Raw genomic sequence first — 18613 nt, 5'->3', positions numbered from 1 at the left:
CCATTCGCCCGACCGTTTCGCTCATCCCGGAACGACTTCGTCGCCCACCTGCACCACGCCTTCAGCGAGGATCTCCGCGTAGAAGCCGAAGCACGTGGCGCGGCCGAAGTTCGGGACGTCGCGGCGGTGGTGCTTGGCGAGGGTCTTCAGGAGCGAGGGGTCGTTCGGGCTGCCGCGGTGGGCGATCGAGGGGATGACGCAGCGGGGCGTGGGGACGAGGACCTCGACGGGGACCTCGCCGATGGTGAGACGCGTGCCGGGCTCGGGGTCGTCGGGGAGGTCCAGGACCAGGTTGGGGCGGAAGCGGACCGAATCGACGGGGGCGCCGTGCTCGGCGCTGAGGCGGTCGAGGGCGCCGGTGGTGACGAGGTGGAGGGCGCCGAAGTCGAAGAAGCGGCCGTCGGAGGCGTCGTGGCGGACGTCGACGATCGCGTCGCCGCCGGGCTCGGCGTCGGCGGCCCATTCGGGGATCATGCCGGGCTCGTCGGGCCACCAATGGTGGCGTCTGAGCTGCTGGGGCGCGGTGCGGGTGAGTCGGACGGGGCGGCCGAGCCACTCGGAGACCGCCGCGTCGGCCTCGGGGGTCCCGGCGGTGCCGCTCAGGCCGTTCGGGGTCGTGACGAGGACGTCGTCCCGGTCGGGGTCGTAGGCGGCGTCGACGTCGAGGAGCGCGCCCCACAGCCGCGGCTGCTTGGCGCTGCCGATGGTGCCGTCGGCGTCGACGCAGACCCAGGTGCGGTCGCCGTCGAGGCCGTGCTTGCCGACGCGGGTGCGGTCGAGGTGCTCGGCGGCGGCGGATTTGAGCGGGTGGCGGCGGATGCCCAGGACGCGGTTCACCGTCGCATTCTATGCGGCCCTAGTCCTGGCTGTTCGGGTAGAAGAACAGGACCGGCGACTCCTTGATCGCCTCGGGCAGCTCCACCGACCACTTCGCGGTCCCGTCGTAGCCGATGAACGCCGCGGTCGCGCCGTCGCGGGAGACGTAGCCGTCGTCGTGGAGCGAGGTGCACAAGGACGCGTCTTCGTCGCCGGCCGCCTCGCCCGTGTCGAGGTCGATGACGCGGGTGCCCGACTCGGCGCGGATCGTGAAGCCGCCCTTGAAGGCCCCGTAAGGGCCGTAGCCGTCGACGACGCACGCGTACCGTCCCGAGGGGTCGGTGCCGACGAAGCCGATCGTGAGCGGCTCGGTGCCGGTGAGATCAGGGATCTCGATGGTGTCGAGGACCGTGCCGTCGGTGTCGATCCGGTAGAACCGCGTGACCTGGAGGTCGTGGTAGAGCGCCTGCGCCGAGCCGTCTTCGGCGGTGTACCAGCGCAGGCGGCAGCCCTGCTCAGCGAGGTCCACTGTGGTCGGCAGCTGTCCGGCGTCGGGCGAGTACCACTCGGTGTCGCCCCAGGATTCGACCGGGAGCGGGGTCGCGTCGCCTGCGGCCGCCCCGTCGCCCCAGACGGCGGCGCGGTGGGCGAGGAGCGCGGAGCCGTCGGGGAGCCAGGTCGGGTCGATGCAGGCGTGGTCGAGCGGGTAGCTTGCGGCCGTGGTGATCTCGCCGGAGTCGAGGTCGCCGAACCTGAGCACGGCGTCGGGGCTGCCGCCCTCGATCCAGGCGGCGGTGCGCTGGCGGGGGTCGATGCTCAGGGACGAGCGGAGGACGGTGCCGACGTCGCCTTCGCCGTCCCAGACGCCGCTGAGGTCGAGGACGGGTTCGGCCTCGTCGGTGCTCGCGTCCCAGCGGTAGAGCCGGTGGTCGTCGCCGAGGCCGTAGAAGACGCCGTCGTGGGCGGCGGCGTCGCGGCCGGTGACCGAGTCGGCGTCGCAGGCGGTGAGGGCCAGGAGGGCGAGGGCCCCGAGGGCGCCCGCGGCGGCCGCGAGGGCCCTGACCCGGCGAGGGGCAGTGCGGCGGCGGAGCATTCGGCGGGGCGTGTCCTGTCGGCGCGCGCTGCGGCGGAGCCTGCTGCGGCGGGTCATGTCGTCCTCCTTCGTCATCCGGACTTGTACGTCCCGGCGTCCTTGTCGGCCATGCCGTGTCGGCTGATGAGGTCGAGCCAGGCGAGGAAGTTCGCGGAGGACGCGGTCGGGTCGACCTTCTCGGCGCCGAAGCGCTTGCGGAGGGTCGCCAGTCCCTGGCGGGTCTGGGGGCCGAAGTCGCCGTCGATCGCCATGTCGGTGATGCCCGCGAGATCCCTTGCGGCCCATTGGATGATCGTGGTGTCGGTCTGGTAGTCCCAGTCGGCGGCGACGGCCTTGCGGCCGCGGTCGGCGTGGATGTGGTTCCAGTGGGAGCCGTCGGGGTCGTTGTAGCAGTGGAGGACCGTGCCGAAGTGCTTGCGGCAGACCGCGATCACCGCGAGGTAGCGGCGGCGCAGGTAGCGGCGCTTCTCCTTGCCGTGGACGGCGGTGTCGACGTAATGGCCTGAGCCCCAGTCGAACCTGGTGAAGTCGATGGCGGCCCCGTAGCGGTGGTACCCGGGTTTGCAGACCTTCGTCCCGGCGACGCCGGTCCACTGGTAGTCCCAGGGGCCCTCGCTGCGGGCGTAGGTCTGGCCGAGGGCGTTGAGGTCGCGCATGACCTTCCCGGCCTGCGTGTGGGTCTCCTGGTGCATCGTGAAGGAGGTGACCTTGGGGTGGACGCCGAATCCGCTCTCGCTGAAGGCGGTCCGGTAGCGCATCTTCCAGGCGGTGCTGTAGAGCCAGTCGCGCGTGATGTCGGGGAGCTCGCAGGTCGAGCGGGCGAACGCCTTGCTGCTGCTGGGGAAGGTCATCGGTCCTCCTTATCGCTACCTGATTCCTCTGATGTGGATGGTGCTGCCGTCGGTCTCCAGCCACATGCCGCGGCGGCCGGGGACGGCGAGGATCTCCCCGCGGCAGGCGCAGTCGGCGGCGGCCCCGCCGTAGGCGGCCTCGGTGCGCTCGTCGTCGGTGAAGCGGGTCTCGGTGACCTCGCCGTCCCGGTCGGAGAAGAGGCTGACGTGCGTATCGGCGGCGACCGCGGCCATGGGGCGGCCCGCGCCCGGGTAGGTCCCGGCGGGGGTGAGGACGAGCTGCGGCGTCCCCGCTTCGGCGAGGCGGGCGCTGAGGGCGGTCTGGGTGCCCGCGCCGTCGGCGACGGCGGCGAAGACGCCGCGGTCGGTCTCGGCGAGCACGGTGCCGTAGCCCTCGCCGAGGCCGTCGGCGAGTTCGCCTGCGGCCCAGGTGCTCCCGCCGTCGGTGGTGACGGCGAGGCGGCTGCGGGAGAGCGCGGTCAGGTGCTCGTCGGCGCCGCCTTCGATGGCGACGGCGATGCCGTCGGCGCCGAGGGGCGCGATGGCGGTGGCGAGCCCGGCGCCGATGTCCTTCGGCACGGGCAGGTCGGCGTAGCCGCTGTCGGCGTCCTCGATGCGCACGAGCGCGGGCCGGACCCTGCCGGGCGCGGATTCCCTTGCGCCGGTGAGCCACAGGACCGCACCGGTGGCGGCCATGGAGTGGGGCGTGAAGTCGCCGGGCAGGGGCAGCGGGAGGGGCGGGCCGAGGACGCCCGTGACGTCGGCGCCGGGCTCGGTGGCCTCGCCGGGTTCGAGGATGCGCAGCGCGTACTCGGCGTCCGAGGCGGTGAGGACGAGCAGTTCGCCGTTGCGGCCGGTCCAGCCGGTGGCGGCGGCGCGGATCTGCGGCGCGTCGGCGGCGCGGGCGGGACGGGCGGGCGCGAGGCCCGCGGCCCCGGCGAGCAGGGCGCTGGTGAGGAGGGCGCGGCGGGACAGGCGTGGTGTGGCGCCCGAGGGACCGGTGAATGCCATGGATGCACTATGACCAATGATGCTGCGGTATTCGGTGGAATCGCGAACTTTCATTCCATAGTGGTATTGCTTTCGGGGTCGCGACCTGGTTCAGAGCCAGATGAGCGCGGCGAGTCCCGCGGTGGTGGCGGTGACGGCGAGGACGGCGCCGGTGGCCGTGAACCGCGCGAGGGGGACTCGGATCCGCTGGCCTTCGGGGACGCCGGGGCGGCGGCCGGTGACGAGGTCGAACCACAGGAGCGTCGCCATGGAGGCCCACGGGAGGACCAGCGGGCCGGTGTTGGTGCCGATGAGGACCCCGAGGAGGGCGTCCTGGTTCCCATGCGGGATCACCGATTCGACGGCGGCGTAGGCGGGCAGGTTGTTGGCGAGGTTCGACAGGGCCGCGGCGGCGAGGCCCGCGCGGAGGACGCCCGCGTCGCCGTCGCCGGTGCCCGCGAGGGCCGAGACGAGGGCGTCGCCGCCGTGGGCCATGAGGGTGGGGACGACGAGGAACAGCCCGGCGGTGAGGGCGAGGAGGCGCCACGGGATGAGCTCCCAGGAGAGCAGGTCGCGGCGGCGGCGCAGGCAGTAGGCGAGGAGGACGGCCGCGGCGGCGGTGGAGGCGAGCGCGATCGGGAGCTCGGCGACGACGGCGAGGACGAAGGCGGCGCAGACCGCGGCGGCGGTCCAGAACAGGCGGCGGTCGGCGATGGGGAGGGGCTCGGCGGGGATCGCGTAGCGGTCGAGGTCGCGGTGGCGGCGGCGCCAGTAGCCGAGCCAGAGGCAGAGCGCCGTGACGGCGATGACCGCGAGCTGCGGGGCCCACATGCGGGCGGCGAAGGCGAGGGGGTCGAGGCCGATGCGGTCGGCCGCGAGGAGGTTCGTCAGGTTCGAGACGGGGAGGAGCAGGCTCGCGGTGTTCGCGAGCCAGACGGTGGTCATGGCGAGCGCGAGGGCCGGGGCGCGGGTGGCGGCGGCGAGGGCGAGCATGACGGGGGTGAGCAGGACGATCGTGGTGTCGAGGTTGAGGAAGATCGTGGTCGCGGAGGCGAGGAGGACGCATGCGGCGAACAGCGCGGCGTGGCTGCCGCGCGCGAAGCGGGCGAGACCGCGCGCGGCGGCGTCGAAGAGCTGCGAGGCCTGCACGATCGCGACCATGACCATGACGGTGCCGAGGAACAGCACGAGCGGCGCCACGCGCGCGAGGCTCGCGAGCGCGTCGCCGTTCGGCAGCGCCCCGCTCGCCCAGCACGCCAGCCCGACGCCGAGCACGCCGAGAACGCCGAGGTCGAGCCAGTCGAGGCGGACGCGCCGCACGCGCGTCGGGGTTTCGGTCACGGAGCTAATGGTAGGAAGCGTTCGGCGGGGCGGCCACGTTCAGTGACCGGGTCGTGGGGCGGCGCGCCCGGGCGGGGAGTCGGGAGTGTCGCGGCGCGCCCGGGACGAATCGGGCGGCGCGAGCCGCCCCCGGCTTCGATGGTGCCCGGCGGGTACGACAGCGTGGCGAGTCGCGACACGCGCTGGCGGGGAGTCGGGCGGGTCGCGGCGGTTCCGCCGCAAATCGGGCGCTCGGAGCCGCCCCCGGCTTCGATGGTGCCCGGCGGGTACGACAGGCCGGGGGTTGCGGGCGGGAGACCGCGGATCGGATGCGGCGAACGCCCGGGGCGGCGGTGCCGTCCCGGGCGTTCGTGGTGGTCGCGGGCTCAGCCCTTCGTGACCGTGAGCTTGTCTCCGAGGTCGGTGGTGGCGACCTTGACGGTGTCGCCGTCGGTGATCTTGCCTTCCAGGAGCTCGCGGGAGAGGGGGTCGCCGATGGAGGTCTGGATGAGGCGGCGCAGCGGCCGGGCGCCGTAGACCGGGTCGAAGCCGCGGTCGGCGAGCCAGGACTTGGCGGCGTCGTTGACGTCGAGGCGCAGGCGCCGGGCCTCCATGCGGCGCTCCAAGTGGCCGAGCTGGACCGTGACGATCGCCTTCAGGTGCTCGTGTTCGAGCGCGTGGAAGATGACGATGTCGTCGAGGCGGTTGAGGAACTCGGGCTTGAAGTGCGAGCGGATCGCCGCGAGGACCTGGTCGCGCTTGGCCGTGTCCTCCAGGAGCGGGTCGACCAGGGCCGACGAGCCGAGGTTGGAGGTCATGATGAGGATGACGTTGCGGAAGTCGACGGTGCGGCCCTGGCCGTCGGTCAGGCGACCGTCGTCCAGCACTTGCAGCAGCGTGTCGAAGACGCGCGGGTGGGCCTTCTCGACCTCGTCGAGGAGCACGACCGAGTACGGGCGGCGGCGCACGGGCTCGGTGAGCTGGCCGCCCTCCTCGTAGCCGACGTACCCGGGCGGGGCCCCGATGAGGCGGGCCACGGAGTGCTGCTCGGTGTACTCGCCCATGTCGATGCGGATCATGGCGCGGTCGTCGTCGAACATGAACTCGGCGAGGGCCTTCGCGAGCTCGGTCTTGCCGACGCCCGTGGGTCCCGCGAAGATGAACGAGCCGGTGGGCCGGTTGGGGTCCGAAAGGCCGGCGCGGGCGCGGCGCAGCGCGTCGGCGACGACGGTGACCGCTTCGAGCTGGCCCACGACGCGCTCGCCGAGCACCTCCTCGGCGTGGAGGAGCTTGTGGGTCTCGGACTCCTGGAGGCGCCCGGCGGGGATGCCGGTCCAGGACGAGACGACGTCGGCGATCTCGTCGGCGTCGATCTCCTCTTTCAGCATCGGCTGGTGGGCGGGGTCGGTGTCGGCGGTGGCGAGCTCGGACTCGGCGTCCTGGAGCTGCTGCTCCAGCTCGGGGATGCGCCCGTAGCGCAGCTGCGCGGCCTTCTCCAGGTCGTATTCGCGCTCGGCGCGCTCGGCCTGGGTCTTGAGGTCGTCGAGCTCCTCCTTCAGCTCGGAGACCTTGCCGATGCGGCCCTTCTCGGACTCCCACTGGCGCGAGAGCGCGGCGAGCTTCTCGCGGTCGTCGGCGAGTTCGCGCTGGAGGGACGCGAGGCGCTCGGCCGAGGCCGGGTCGTCGGTCTCGTTCTGGAGGGCGGTCTCCTCGATCTCCAGGCGGCGCACGGCCCGCTCGACCTGGTCGATCTCCTCGGGGCGCGAGTCGATCTCGATGCGCAGGCGGGAGGCGGCCTCGTCGACGAGGTCGATGGCCTTGTCGGGGAGCTGGCGGTCCTGGATGTACCGGGCCGAGAGCTGCGCGGCGGCGACCAGCGCGGAGTCGGTGATGCGCACGCCGTGGTGGACCTCGTAGCGCTCCTTGAGGCCGCGGAGGATCGCGACGGTGTCCTCGATGGACGGCTCGCCGACGTACACCTGCTGGAAGCGGCGCTCCAGGGCGGCGTCCTTCTCGATGTGCTCGCGGTACTCGTTGAGGGTGGTGGCGCCGATCATGTGGAGCTCGCCGCGCGCGAGGGCGGGCTTGAGCATGTTCCCGGCGTCGAGGGAGCCCTCGGACTTCCCGGCGCCGACCATGGTGTGGAGCTCGTCGATGAACGGGATGATCTCGCCGTCGGAGGACTTGATCTCCTCCATGACGGACTTGAACCGCTCCTCGAACTGGCCGCGGTACTGGGCCCCGGCGATCATGCTGGCGAGGTCGAGGAGGATGACGCGGCGGTCGCGCAGCGACTCGGGGACGTCCCCGGCGACGATGCGCTGGGCGAGGCCCTCGACGATCGCGGTCTTGCCGACGCCGGGCTCGCCGATGAGGACCGGGTTGTTCTTGGTGCGGCGGGACAGGACCTGGACGACGCGGCGGATCTCGGTGTCGCGGCCGATGACGGGGTCCACTTTGCCGGAGCGGGCGGTCTCGGTGAGGTCGACGCCGTACTTCTCCAGGGCCTTGTAGCCCTGCTCGGGGTCGGAGGAGGAGATCTTGCGGTCGCCGCCGCGCAGCGTGGGGAACGCGCTGATGAGCTTCTTGTCGGTGGCGCCGAGCTCGGTGAGGTGGCGGCCGGTGTCGCCGCCCGCCTGCGCGAGCCCCGCGAGGAGGTGCTCGGTGGAGACGTACTCGTCGCCGTAGTCGGTGGCGATCTTGTCGGCGGCGTTGATGGCGCGCAGGGCGTCGCGGGCCATGGACGGCTCGGAGACCGAGGGCCCGGAGGCGGACGGGAGCTCGTCGATGCGGCGCTCGGTCTCGGCCGAGACGGTGCCGGGCGTGACGCCGACGAGCTGGAGCAGGCCGGGCGCGGTGGATCCGTCGACGGTGAGCAGCGCGTCGAGCACGTGCCAGGGCTCGACGGCGGGATTGCCGTTGGCGGCGGCGGTGCGCGCGGCCTGGGAGATGACTTCGCGGCTCTTGGTGGTCAGGCGGTTGACGTCCACTGCGGATGCCTTCCTCTCGTCGGGTGCCGAGTTGAGTCTATCCGGCTCAAGTTTTCGCGACGGAATCCAACGCGTTCGCCCTTAGCGAACCACAGAAAAGCCCCGAGCCCGGCGGGCTCGGGGCTTTCGGGTCGCGGGCGCTACTTGCGGGCGCCGGTGAGCCCGAAGATCGACTTGATCTTGGCGAGCAGGCCGGGCTTGGCCTTCTCGGGCTCGTCGGATTCGATGGCGGGCGCCTCGGCCTGGGACGGGACGGCCTTCTCGGGGTCGGCCGCGGCCTCCTCCGGCTCCTCGATCGCCTCGGCGACCGGCTCGTCGGACTTGGTCTCGGTCTCGACGTCGGTGTCGACAGCGGTGTCGACGGTGTCGGTCGGCGCCGCCTCCGAAGGCTTCTCGGACTCGGCGACCGGCTCCAGCTCCTCGACCGGCTCTTCGGCGGGCGCGGTCACGGGCTCGGGTTCGACTGCGGCGACGGGCTCGGGCTCGACGTCCGCGGTCGCGGCGGCGGTCTCGTCCTCGGGCTCGTCGACGACCTCCGGGCCCGCGTCCGGGGCCTCGTCCTCGACGGTCTCCTCGACCTCGGCGATGGGGGCCTCGGTCTCGGCTTCGGTCTCGTCCTCGGCGCCGGCGGTGAGCAGCGCGCGGAACTCGGCGACGGTGAGGACCGGGACGCCGGCCTCCTCGGCCTTCTTCACACGGGCTTCGGTCGCCTTGACGGTGTCGTCGACGACCAGGTGGGTCACGGTCTTGGTGAACTGTTTGGCGAGCGCGACATCAGCGTCGGACTCGGCGATGGCACGGGCGGTGTCGGCGTCGGGGCCGGTGCCCAGCACGATGATCCGGACCTTATCTCCCGTCTTCGTCGGCACGGGGACCTCCCTTATTCGATGGTCGGCGGCTACAGGGCTCGAATGCCGCCTCGTGGCTTTTTGGTTGTAGACGTTTTTGAGTGCTGCCATGCACCAGTGTTCAAGGAGCGGGCGAGGTCTACCGTACCGTGCCTCGCCGGTCCCGCTCCAGAACGCTTCGGGTTGCGACCAGTCCGATCTCGAACGCCGCGCGCGGATCCGGCGTGGAAGAAATCTTGCGTATCGCCGTCACCTTCGGGAGCGGCGGTCGTTAGATCTGTTGTCCGAATTTCAGCGTTCTGGTCGGGGAGGTGCACGGATGAAGGTAGTGAAGGCATATCGCTTCGCGCTCGACCCGCGCTCGGACCAGGTTGTGGCCTTCTTGTCGCACTGCGGCGGTCGCCGCTTCGCCTACAACCACATGCTCGCCCTGGTCAAGGCGAACCTTGACCAACGAGAAGCCGAGCGGTCGTACGGCATCGCTGGACCGGAGCTGACCCCGTACCTGGACTGGTCCGCGTACGGACTCCGGCGGACCTGGAATGCTCGCAAGGACTCCGCCGCGCCCTGGTGGAAGGAGAACTCGAAGGAGGCGTACTCCTCCGGCTGCGCCGACCTCGCCGCCGCGTTGAAGAACTGGCGAGGCTCCATGCAACGCGAGCGGGCCGGGAGACCGATGGGGTTCCCGCGCTTCAAGTCGCGTCGTTCCCGCCTTTCATGTTCTTTCACCACCGGAGCGATTCGCGTCGAAGACGACCGCCGACACATCACGCTTCCCCGCATCGGAACGATCCGCACATGCGAGAACACTGCGAAGCTTCACAGGCACCTTCGCCGCGGGACCGGCCGAATCCTGTCGGCAATACTCTCTCGACGCGGGGACCGATGGTTCGTGTCCTTCACCTGCGAGATCGAGCATCGTGAACGGGCACCTGAGCGCCCGACCGCCGTGGTCGGCGTCGACCTCGGCATCAAACACCTTGCGGTGCTGTCCACCGGTGAGTTCATCCCCAATCCACAGCACCTTGACAAGGCCCTCACCAGGCTCCGAAAGGCCGGACGCCAACTCGCGCGACGGCGAGGCCCCGCCCCGGGTTCTGCACCATCGGCCCGCTGGCTTCGGGCGCGGGCGGGACTCAACAAAGCGCACGCCCGCATCGCTCAACAGCGCAGCGACGCGTTGCACAAACTCACCACGAACCTCGCCAGGACCTACGGCACCATCGTGATCGAAGACCTCAACGTCGCCGGGATGGTCACGAACCACAGGCTCGCCCGCAGGATCTCGGACGCCGGCTGGGGCGAACTCAGAAGACAGATCACGTACAAGTCCGCATGGAACGGCGGCAGCACGGTCGTCGCCAACCGGTGGCTGCCCACTTCGAAGACCTGCTCAAACTGCGGGACGGCGAAAGCCAAGCTGTCCTTGTCCGAACGGGTCTTTCGGTGCCAGCACTGCGGAATGGTGCTCGACCGCGATCTCAATGCCGCCCGCAACCTGGCGAACCGGGTGCGTACGGCCGTCGACCTGGAGTTGCCGGGCGACGCTAAAACAGCCCGACAGAAACCGCACAAGACCAGCCCGGCTGGCAGCGGTACCGCTGCGGGAAGACGGGCCGCCAGAGCCCGTCAAGCCGAAGAGGCTCAGGTTTCGGTGCGATCCGAAGTCTGAACGGCACTGCGGGCTACGCGCCGTTTCGCTGTTGAAGAGCAGACTCGATTCCGGCGACGCGGTCCGACAGCAGCGTGATGGCGCCGACGGCCCTCGACATTGGATCGTCGCTCGCGCCGCCAAGCGTCTGCTCGCGGCGGAAGGCGTCCTTGACGGCCTCCCAGCGGGCCTCGCGGTCGGGGTCGAGGCGCCCCCGCAGTTCCGCGAGTTTGAGCAGATTCGCCTCCGCGCCGGAGGCGAGGGTCTGCGCCTCGCCCGCGTAGTGGTCGTCGATAACGGCTTCGAGCTCGTCGTCGTTCATGACCGGGACGACCCGCTCGGCGAGCCGGTTCATGTTCCGGTACGAGCCCTGGAGCAGGAACGGCGGCTCGGTGCGCGCCGCGTTGTCGGTCGCGGCCGAGGCGATGTACGCGAGGTTGTTGCGCAGCACGGTCTCCTGGATGCGCAGGAGCTTGCGCAGCACGGACAGGACCTGGTCGAGCTCGCCCGCCGAGTACGGGTGGGCGAGCGCGTCGGGCGCCGCGGTCGGGTCGTCCTTGGCGAGGCGGATGAGGACCTGCACGTCGGCGCGGCCGCGCCCGGCGAGCGGCGCGGTGACCTTGTTGGAGGTGAGCGCGTTCTCGATGTACGACTGGGCGAAGACCTGGTCGCGTCCGGAGAGGACGTCGCCGAGGTTCCACACGTCGGCGCGGTTGGCGAGCATGTCGGGGATGCGGAACCGCTGCCCGGCCTCGGTGTACGGGTTGCCCGCCATGCACACGGCGAACCGCTTGCCGCGCAGGTCGTACGTGCGGGTGCGGCCGTTCCAGACGCCCTCCATCTTCCGCTGCGCGTCGCACAGGGAGATGAACTTCTGGAGCAGCTCGGGGTTGGTGTGCTGGATGTCGTCGAGGTACAGCAGCACGTTCGAGCCGCATTCGAGCGCGAAGTTGATCTTCTGGACCTCGGCGCGGGCGGTCGCGTTCGGCGCGTCGGCCGGGTCGACGGAGGTCGTCTCGTGCCCGAGCGCGGGGCCGTTCACCTTGACCAGGAGCATCCCGAGCCGGTCGGCCACATATTCCATGAGGGTCGTCTTGCCGTACCCGGGCGGGGAGATGAGCATGAGCATCCCCGACTGGTCGGTGCGCCGGCCCTCGCCCGAGCCCGCGCCGATCTGCTTGGCGAGGTTCGCGCCGATGAGCGGCAGGTACACGTCGTCGATGAGCTGGTTGCGCACGAACCCGGCCATCGTCTTGGGCTTGAACTCCTCGATGCGCAGGCCGGAGCGGTGCGACTCGATGAGGTCGGCGCGGCGGCGCTGGTAGGCGCGGTAGCCGGGGAGGACGGTGCGGCGGAAGCGGCCGGTGCGGGCGAGGAACTCGTCGAGGCGGATCGGCAGGACGCGGTTCTCGATGCGCGCGTGGGTGCCGAGGAGGCCCGGGACTTCGGTGGTGAGTTCGGCTTCGAGGGCGGCGGCGTCGCCTGGGGCGACGAGCAGCGCGAGGGCTTCGGGGAGGTCGGCGGGGTCGAAGCGGTCGCTGTCGGCCTGGGCGGTGAAGGCGTCGAGCCAGTTCCAGGCGAGGTCCCAGGTGAGGCCGAGGTCGCCGAGTGCGGCGAGGTCGGTTGCGAGCGCGGCCCAGGCGGTCGGGCCGATGTGGTTCTCGAACGCGGCGAGGAGCGCGCGGGCGCGGCCGGAGGCGGCGAACGCGGTGCCGGAGGCGAGCTGCTCGGCGAGGTACTCGGCGGCGAGGCGCGGATCGGGGTTGAACGGGGACCGCGGGCGGGCGGCGAGTCCGGCGGCGGTGAGGAACCCGGTGAGGGCGGCTTCGAGTTCGCCGACGAGTCCGTCCATGACGTCGGCGCGGCCGAATGCCTCGCGGGCGCGGGCGAGCGAGCGGGCCTGGGCGGCCCAGGCCCTCTGGCGCGCTTCGGTGTCGCGGAACCGGACCGCCCCGTCGTCGCCGACCGCTTGCGGCGCCTGGTCCTTCGGCGCGTGCCAGAACAGGCGGGCGAGGGCGCGTTCGGCGGCGGGGTAGCGCAGGAGTCCCGCGGCGCCGTGGAGGCGGAGCACTTCGGCGAGGATCGCGGCGGCGTCGGCGTCGTGGACGCCGCGCTCGTAGCCCTCGTCGTAGCGTTCGGCCGCGGCGGCGGCCACGAACTTCGGCAGGTCCGGTTCGCTCAGGAGCGCGGCGGCGCCGTGCTCGGCGAGGAGCGCCGCGGCGAGGTGCTCGGAGCGGTACACGTCGGCGTTCTCGGAGGGCAGGAACTGCTGCCAGTACGGCTTCGTGTCCGCGAAGCCGGGGTCGTCGACGACGTGCCGGTAGTCGGTACCGGTGAGGGAGAACGCGAGCGCGTCGCCCTGGGGTACCAGCGTGAGGTCGAGCGGCTGGGAGTTGACGGGGATGCGGTGCTCGCCGAACTTGACGGCGTCGCCGTCGAACAGGTCGATGCGGTCCGTGAGGGCCCGCCCGGCCTCGGCGCGGGCGGCGCTGATGCGGCCTTCGATCTCCTCGGCGCGCACGGTGTCGTCGAGGCCGCGCAGCTCCGCGATCACCTTGCGCAGGCGCTCGACCATCGGGTCGGTCGCGAAGTACGTGTTCACTTCGTCCAATGAGGACAGTGCAGCGGTGCGGCGGGCGACGGCTTCGAGGATGCGGTCGGCGGAGGCGGCGAGCTGCTCGGCGCGGCGGGCGGCCTCGTCGAGGAGGTGCTGCTTGCGGGAGGAGAACGCCTCGTAGACGTCGGTCCGCTTGTCCGCCAGGCGCGTCAGGAACTCGTCGAAGTCCGCGAAGCGCGTCTCCAGGTTCTCGATGGTGAGCAGGAGCCGGCCCAGCTGCTCGTCGCATGCGGCGGGCGTGTCGGCGGCGCTGATCGCGGCCGTCACGGACTGGCCGAGGAGCGCGAACTCCGCCGCGAACTCCGCTTTCCCTTCGCCCACGGCGAGTTCGCGGCGGCGCGCGGCGAGCGCGGCGCGGGCGCGGTTGACGGCGGCGAGCACTTCGGAGACGCGCCCGAGGATCGCGGTGCGCACGACGGCGTCGCCGATGTCGAGGTTCGCGACGACCTCGGTGAGGGTCTCCAGGCCCTTCTGGCGGGCGTCGAGGTCGTCGAGGACCGGGTTCGCCTCGGACACGGTCTCGATGGCCTCGGCTTTGCGCTCCAGTCCGGCGATCTGCTCGTGGTAGGCGGTGAACGCGTCGTCGCGTTCGAGGAACGCGACGGCCCGGCGGCCCGTGGCGGCGAGGGATTCGGCGGTGTCGGCGCTGAGCGCGTCGATCCCGGCGAGGTCGATGTAGCGGACCTCGCGGAGGGTCACGAGGTGCCCGGAGGCGGCGCGCAGCTCGGTGAGGAGCCCGACCCATTCCTCCGCGGACTTGGGGGTCTCGCCGCGGGCGCGGCGCAGGAGCTTGACGGTGTCGGTGCGGGCGGCGTCGAGCGCCTTCTCGGCTTCGGCGGTCAGCTCGGCGACCGTGGCGTACTCGTCGAGGACCGATTCGGCGGTGTCCCTGACCTGCTTGAGCGTCACGTCGAGGCCGTGGAGGCCTTCGTCGCCGAGCCACGGGTAGTCGTCGAGGCAGCGCACGGCCGCGGCGATGAGCGCCTCGAACACCGCCTGCGCGGGCTCCATCTCGCGGACCATGCGCGCCACCGAGAGCGCGTCGGAGACGGCGCGCACGGCCTCGGCGTTGCCGATCCGGTGGATCGGGGTGTCGCCCGACTCCGTCTCGGCCGCATGGGCTTCGGAGCAGAACGGGGTGGCCCACACCTGCATCGGGTGGACGCGGGTCGCCTCGTCGCCGCCCGCGCGGAACGCGACCAGGGTGCCGTCGTCGAACACCGCGTAGCCGTGGACGCTCATCGGCGCCGCGACCTCCTTGCGGATCACGTTGTACGGCAGCAGGAGCGAGCGGCCCTCGGTCTGGCTGTAGAAGACGTAGAGGACGTCCTCGCCGTTGGGCGAGCGGATGACCTTCTTGAACCGCAGCCCGGTCGCGTCGTGGTCGAAGGTCTTCAGGCGGCCCTCGTTGAGGTAGTAGCCGCCGGGGAAGATCAGGCCGTGGTCCTCGGGCAGGCGGCGGCACGCGGCGCCGATCGCGTCGGCGCGCACCACCGTGGCGGTGCGGGTGTTGTAGATCAGGTGCCTCGCGGCGGTCTCCTTGTACGGGAGGATCCGCAGGAGGATGAGGGGTCCGATGCGCGCGTATGCGATCTCGGCGTCCGCGAGGGACTGGAGCGGCTCGGCCACGGGCTCGGAGTAGACGCCCTCGCCGGAGTCGGTGTTGTCCTCGATCTTGACGGTGAGGTCGCCGTTGATGCACTCCACGAAGATCTCGTCCTCGATGGACACGTGCGGGAAGCGGCCCGCGACGTGGTGCTCGCGGGTGGTCTCGGTCCACTCGAAGTCGTACGGGTCGGGCCAGACCGCGTCGGCCTCGCCGCGCGCGTCGATGTAGTCGGCGCCGCCGTCGGGCCGCAGCTGCCAGCGCAGGACGCGCTGGTCGGCGAGCTGCTCGCCGATCTTGAAGACGGCGAGGAGGCGGGTGTCGACCTCGCGGACCTGGAGCAGCTCGGCCGAGCGGTAGTAGCGGTAGATCTCGGTGAAGTCGGCGGTGAACTTCGGGTCGTCGAGGAGGTGGCCGGGCTCGGCGACGTCGGTGAACGCGAAGTTCCCGTCTTCGCGGACGAAGTCGTGGAGCGCGAAGACGTCGGCGACGCCGGTCTGCGACTTGAGTCCCATGTGGACGTTGTAGCCGAAGAGGAGGCGGTTCCCGACGCGGGCGATGTCGCGGGGCACGCAGTTGTTCGCGGTGCGGATCCGGGTGGTGCCCAGGAGGGTCAGCTCGGTGGACCCGAACGCGCCGGTGCGGGCGGCGTTCAGCGCCTCGGCCCGGTCGGCGAGCTCGGCGGCGTACCCGGCGAGGCGGGTGGAGAGGACCTCGTAGGTGCCGCCGTCCAGCGAGGACTCGGGCGTGGTGTCGGCGGCGGTCTGCTCTTCGGCCATGGGTTCCCCTGGGAGCGTTGGTGGGCGCGGGCTGACGCCGGGGTTGAGATCCAATTGGATCTCAACCCCGGCGGGAAGTGCTACTTCGCGGCGATCTCCAGCGCCGGGCGCTCGGCGACGCCGAGCTCCCGGGCCTTCGAGAGGAGCCCGCTCAGGGCGCCTTCGTCGCCGCCGCCGTTGATGAGCTTCAGGAGCGCGGCGGAGACGGTGAGGTTCTTGACGTCCTCGGTGCCGATCCCGGCCAGGACGCCCTTGAGGTCCTCGGCGAACGACGTGGAGCCGTTGCCCCACGCCGCGACCGCGGTCTGGGCGACCTCGGAGTGGGCGACGAACCCGTCGACGGCCTTGCCGTAGCCGATCGCGCCGACGACCTTGTCGAAGAACTGGGCGTCGCCGCCGACCAGGGAGATGTCGGCCTTCGCCAGGCCCGTGGCGATGACGTTCGCCTGCTGCTCGGCGATGGACCGGCGGGCCTCGATCTCGGCGCCGCGCAGCTCCTTCTCCATCTCCAGGCGCAGGCGGTACTCCTCGTGCTCGCGCGAGGCGGTGGACAGCGCGTCCATCGCGGCGGCCTTCTCGGTGAGGCCCGCGGACTCGGCGACGAGCTTCTCGCGCAGGGCGTTCGCCTCGGCGGTGCCCTTCGCGGCGGTCGCGGTCGCCTCGGCCTTGCCGATGGCGGCCTGGGCCTCGGCCTCGGCCTTGCCCTTCGCCTCGGCGGCCTTCGCCTCGGCGAGCCCGCCCTTCTCGATCGCGTCCGCTTCGGCCTCGCGGACCTGGACCTCGGCGAGGCCCGGGGCGGCGGCGAGCGCCTGGTCCCCTTCGGCCTGGCGGATCTTCGCGCGCGCTTCGAGCTCGGCGGCCTGCTGCGCGGCCTCGGCCTCGGTGAGGCGCTGGCGGGCGAGGTGCTTCGACGCGACCTCGGCGGCCTCGGCGGCCTTGATGTCCTTGACGAGGTTCTCCTGCGCCTCGGCCTCGGCGAGGATGATGACGCGCTGGCGCTCGCGCTCGGCTTCCTCGGTGGCGCGCAGGCGCTTGATGCCCTCTTCCTGCTCGGCGACGGTCTTCTCGACGGCGATGCGCTCGCGGATGACGTCGGCGATCTCGCGCTTCTGCGCTTCGAGCTCCTTGTTCGCGGCGATCCGGGCGAGCTCCTCCTCGCGCTCGCGGGCGACGACTTCGAGGATGCGGTCCTTCTCGATGCGCTCGGTCTCGACGGCGAGGACGCGCTCGCGGTTCTTCTCGGCGACGGCGATCTCGCGGAGGCGGTTCTCGTGCTGGACGCCCGTGGCCTCCTCGGTGCGGATGCGCGCGGTCTCGGACTTGAGGCGCTCCTCGGCCTGGACCTTCTGGACCTCGGCGGCCTCGCGGGCGCGGAGGGTGTCGATCTCGCGCTGCTGGCGGATCTCGGCCTCGGTCTGGCGGCGTTCGAGTTCGAGGACGGCCTCGCGGGCTTCGACGTCCTGCCGCTTGATCTCCTTCTCCTCGTTGCGGCGGTGCTCGTTGGTGGTCACCGACTCGCGGGCGGTCAGCTCGGTGATCTTGCGGATGCCCTGGGCGTCGAGGATGTTCTGCGGGTCGAGGTGGTCGAGCGGGGTCTGCTCCAGGTAGTCGATCGCCGCGTCCTCCAGGGAGTACCCGTTGAGGTCGGTGCCGATGACGTTGAGGATGCGGTCGCGGAACTCGTCGCGGTTGGTGTACAGGTCGGTGAAGTCGAGCTGCTTGCCGACGGTCTTGAGGGCCTCGGCGAACTTGGCGTTGAACAGCTCCTGGAGCGTCTCCTGGTCGGAGGCGCGCTTGGTGCCGATGGCGCCCGCGACGTTGATGACGTCCTCGGCGGTCGCGTTGACGCGCACGAAGAACGTGATGGAGATGTCGGCGCGGATGTTGTCCTGGCAGATCAGGCCGTCCTTGCCGGCGCGGTTGATCTCGATCGTCTTGACCGAGATGTCCATGTACTCGGCGCGGTGGATGATCGGCAGGACCAGCGCGGAGGTGAACGACACCTTCCTGGTGCGCAGCTTGGTGACGACGAGCGCCTGGCCGGGGGCGACCTTCCGGTAGAGCCGGATGATCATGAGCAGCAGGCCGAGGAAGATGAGCGCGGCCACCACGAGCGTGATGAGCGTAGCCGAGTTGGAGGCGTCCATTCGGTGGTTCCTAACGAGACTCTTCGAGGGGTCGTGAGTTACGGGCGTGACCGTAAGATATCCGAGCCGCGCCCCTTGCGGGGTCCGCGAACGCCGCCGCGGCACGATTCGGGGAGGGGCGAATCGGGCTGAGTACCCTTATGCCTCAATGACGGCGATGTCCGGAGGAAGCGCGACCGGGACGACGAGGAACACCTGGTCGGACTCGTCGTAGTCGAAGACGACGACCTTCGAGTGGCGCGCGAACAGGCCGTCGTCGATGCCCTCGGGCTCGTGCGGGGAGCGGCGCACGTTGATGAGGATCACCGCGCCCTCCTCGTCGATGACCTCCGCCTGGCCCGAGTCGAGCGTGACGGTGCCGGTGCGCACGACGCACACCTTCCCGACGAGGTCGGCGTGGTGCGTGGCGGGCGCGTCGTCGAACAGGCGCGCGAGCGGGCGCGTCAGGAGCTTCGCGCCGAGCATGCCGACGCCGAGTCCGGCGACGAGCACGGCGGTGCCGGAGGCCGCGGGCGGGATGAACACGTCGGCGCTGCGCACCCAGGTCGTGCCGAGGACGGTGACGATCCACCCGAGCGTGATCCACAGGGACAGCACGACGGTGAACGGGACGGCGCCGAAGCCGAACGCGCCCCAGAAGCCGCCGGCCTCGATCTCGGGGTCGGCGCCGACGTCGACGACGTCCACGTCGAGCGCGCCGATGACGACCGACAGCCAGTACAGGACCACGAGGATGAGGCCGAACGAGAAGACGACCGGAGGGAAGGATAGGGCGATATCCAGGAACTCACTCATGGGGCATGGTCCTTCTCGGCGAATCCGGGGGACGGCGCTGGGCGCCGCCGCGGCGGCGCGTGGGTCGCACCTCGGTTCTACGGGCCGCGCACGCGGGCGTTCCGTGCGCA

The 18613-nt window shown here is 71.3% G+C and carries 11 protein-coding genes; 1 reads left to right on the top strand and 10 read right to left on the bottom strand.

The features are described 5' to 3' along the window. Positions 1 to 21: 21 nt before the first annotated feature. The 7 genes from B0I28_RS06955 to B0I28_RS06925 form a co-directional block, all read right to left on the bottom strand. Positions 22 to 837, bottom strand: coding sequence for an MOSC domain-containing protein (locus tag B0I28_RS06955; protein WP_106363059.1), 816 nt, complete (start codon positions 835 to 837; stop codon positions 22 to 24). A 19-nt stretch (positions 838 to 856) separates the two neighbouring features. After that, the gene (locus B0I28_RS06950) at positions 857 to 1966 is read right to left on the bottom strand and encodes a transcriptional regulator domain-containing protein (protein WP_146147995.1); all 1110 of its coding nucleotides are present in this window, start codon (positions 1964 to 1966) and stop codon (positions 857 to 859) included. Positions 1967 to 1980: 14 nt separating this feature from the next. Continuing rightward, positions 1981 to 2760, bottom strand: coding sequence for a hypothetical protein (locus B0I28_RS06945; RefSeq protein ID WP_106363057.1), 780 nt, complete (start codon positions 2758 to 2760; stop codon positions 1981 to 1983). 15 nt (positions 2761 to 2775) lie between these two features. After that, the gene (locus B0I28_RS06940) at positions 2776 to 3771 is read right to left on the bottom strand and encodes a hypothetical protein (RefSeq protein ID WP_106363056.1); all 996 of its coding nucleotides are present in this window, start codon (positions 3769 to 3771) and stop codon (positions 2776 to 2778) included. A 90-nt stretch (positions 3772 to 3861) separates the two neighbouring features. Further along, the gene (locus B0I28_RS06935) at positions 3862 to 5091 is read right to left on the bottom strand and encodes an SLC13 family permease (RefSeq protein WP_219926603.1); all 1230 of its coding nucleotides are present in this window, start codon (positions 5089 to 5091) and stop codon (positions 3862 to 3864) included. A gap of 365 nt (positions 5092 to 5456) precedes the next feature. Continuing rightward, the gene (gene clpB / locus B0I28_RS06930; RefSeq protein ID WP_106363054.1) at positions 5457 to 8060 is read right to left on the bottom strand and encodes an ATP-dependent chaperone ClpB; all 2604 of its coding nucleotides are present in this window, start codon (positions 8058 to 8060) and stop codon (positions 5457 to 5459) included. A gap of 140 nt (positions 8061 to 8200) precedes the next feature. After that, complete coding sequence (locus B0I28_RS06925; RefSeq protein WP_106363053.1) at positions 8201 to 8929, bottom strand: hypothetical protein; 729 nt, start codon at positions 8927 to 8929, stop codon at positions 8201 to 8203. 298 nt (positions 8930 to 9227) lie between these two features. Between B0I28_RS06925 and tnpB the strand changes: the two genes are divergently transcribed. Further along, positions 9228 to 10580: an IS607 family element RNA-guided endonuclease TnpB gene (gene tnpB, locus B0I28_RS06920; protein WP_181245671.1), complete on the top strand. Its 1353-nt coding sequence runs from the start codon at positions 9228 to 9230 to the stop codon at positions 10578 to 10580. A gap of 13 nt (positions 10581 to 10593) precedes the next feature. Here the strand turns inward: tnpB and B0I28_RS06915 are convergent, their stop codons facing one another. The 3 genes from B0I28_RS06915 to B0I28_RS06905 form a co-directional block, all read right to left on the bottom strand. Beyond that, positions 10594 to 15561: a DNA repair ATPase gene (locus B0I28_RS06915; RefSeq protein WP_106363051.1), complete on the bottom strand. Its 4968-nt coding sequence runs from the start codon at positions 15559 to 15561 to the stop codon at positions 10594 to 10596. An 80-nt stretch (positions 15562 to 15641) separates the two neighbouring features. Continuing rightward, entirely contained in the window at positions 15642 to 17708 is a 2067-nt protein-coding gene (locus B0I28_RS06910) for an SPFH domain-containing protein (RefSeq protein WP_106363050.1), read from the bottom strand. 138 nt (positions 17709 to 17846) lie between these two features. Continuing rightward, positions 17847 to 18503: an OB-fold-containig protein gene (locus tag B0I28_RS06905; RefSeq protein WP_106363049.1), complete on the bottom strand. Its 657-nt coding sequence runs from the start codon at positions 18501 to 18503 to the stop codon at positions 17847 to 17849. Positions 18504 to 18613: the final 110 nt, after the last annotated feature.

Source organism: Glycomyces artemisiae (genome assembly GCF_003002955.1).
GTDB lineage: Bacteria > Actinomycetota > Actinomycetes > Mycobacteriales > Micromonosporaceae > Glycomyces > Glycomyces artemisiae.
Note: the sequence above shows the minus strand (reverse complement) of the source record. Positions and strands in the feature narration are given on the sequence as shown.